The 1,494-nt window shown below is 65.3% G+C and carries 1 protein-coding gene; it reads right to left on the bottom strand.

What is annotated here, in order from left to right; translation table 11 throughout:
• A partial coding sequence (gene otsA, locus ACIPIA_RS16115) for an alpha,alpha-trehalose-phosphate synthase (UDP-forming) (protein WP_400510984.1) occupies nucleotides 1-1,398 on the bottom strand: 1,398 nt, incomplete at its 3' end.
• Between the last annotated feature and the right edge of the window lie 96 nt (nucleotides 1,399-1,494).

Here is a 1,494-nt window from a genome sequence, read left to right as displayed (position 1 = left end):
CCCGCCATCCGCCGCAGAAATCTCGCTGCCATGCGCCAAGGCTGCCAGATAGCGCTGCGTCCACCAATCGATATCGGTCGCGGCGATCATGCTGTAGAGCGCCTCGAACCGGCGGATGCGCTCGGTTCTCGGCATGGCAAGCGCAGTACGGATCGCCTCTGCGACTTCATGGGTATCGTAGGGATTGACGATCAGGGCATCGCGCAACTGCTGCGCGGCGCCGGCGAAGCGAGAGAGCACGAGCACACCGGGATCGGCGGGGTCCTGCGCAGCGATGTATTCCTTTGCGACCAGGTTCATGCCGTCGCGCATCGGCGTGACCAGCCCGACCTGTGCGCGTCGGTAGAAGCCGGCAAGGGCGTTGCGGGAATAGGCCTTCTTCACGACGCGGATCGGCGTCCAGTCGAATTCTCCCAACTGGGCATTCAGCCGCCCGGCAACCTCGTCGGAAAGGCGGTCGAGCTCGGCATATTCGGGAACGTCGCTCCGCGAGGGCGGCGCGATCTGCAGCAGGCTGACGCTGCTGCGATGCTCCGGATGGCCGCGCAGGAACTCGCCGAACGCTTCCAGGCGCTGGACGATACCCTTTGAATAGTCGAGCCGGTCGACGCCGATCACCAGCTTGCGTTCGCCGAGCGATTCCCGGGTGGCACGCAGCGGCGTCGGCGCTTGCCGCGTCGAAGCGGCGGCGAGGCGCCGAAAGGCCTCGACATCGATGCCGATCGGAAAGGCCTGTACCGTCGTCTCGCGCGTTCCGACGCGCACACGCTGCCCGTCGCTGCGACCGCCGCAGAGGACTTCGAGCCCGCCGATCAGATTGCGGGCATCGACCTCAGTCTGCATGCCGACGAGATCATAGGCCGAGATGGTGCGGATCAGCGTTGCGCTGAACGGCAAGGCCCCGATCACATCGGCCGATGGCCAGGGAATGTGATGGAAATAGCCGATCCGGTTGGTGATGCCGCGCCGCCGCAACTCCGCCGCGAGCGGGATCAGGTGATAATCGTGAATCCAGATCAGGTCGTCCGGCTGGATCAGGCTGGCCAGGGCCCGGGCGAAGCGGCGGTTGACACCGAGATAGCCCATATAGTCGCTGCGCTGGAAATCCGTCAGCCCAAGCCGGTAGTGCATCAGCGGCCAGAGCGCGCGGTTCGAGAAGCCGAGGTAGTAGCTCTGCCGCTCGGCCTCGCTGAGATCGGTCACCGCGTAGGTGACGTTGCCACGCTGGACGTGCCGGATATCGTGGACCGACGCCTCGCTGACATTACCGCTCCAGCCGAACCAGAGGCCGCCATGCTGTTCCAGCGCCTCGCGCAACGCCACCGCCAGTCCACCCGCCGTTGCCTTTTCCAGACGATCAGGGATGGTGACGCGGTTCGAGACGACGATGAGACGCATAGCGACGAGTTTCTCCTGGGGGACCGCCCGATTTTCGCCATCGGGGGCAGGAACAGAACGCCCATGCAGGCGTAATGTTTCCGGGGCTCGGGCTGG

The sequence above is a fragment of the Allobosea sp. CER48 genome (genome assembly GCF_044752385.1).
Lineage (GTDB): Bacteria > Pseudomonadota > Alphaproteobacteria > Rhizobiales > Beijerinckiaceae > Allobosea.
Note: the sequence above shows the minus strand (reverse complement) of the source record. Positions and strands in the feature narration are given on the sequence as shown.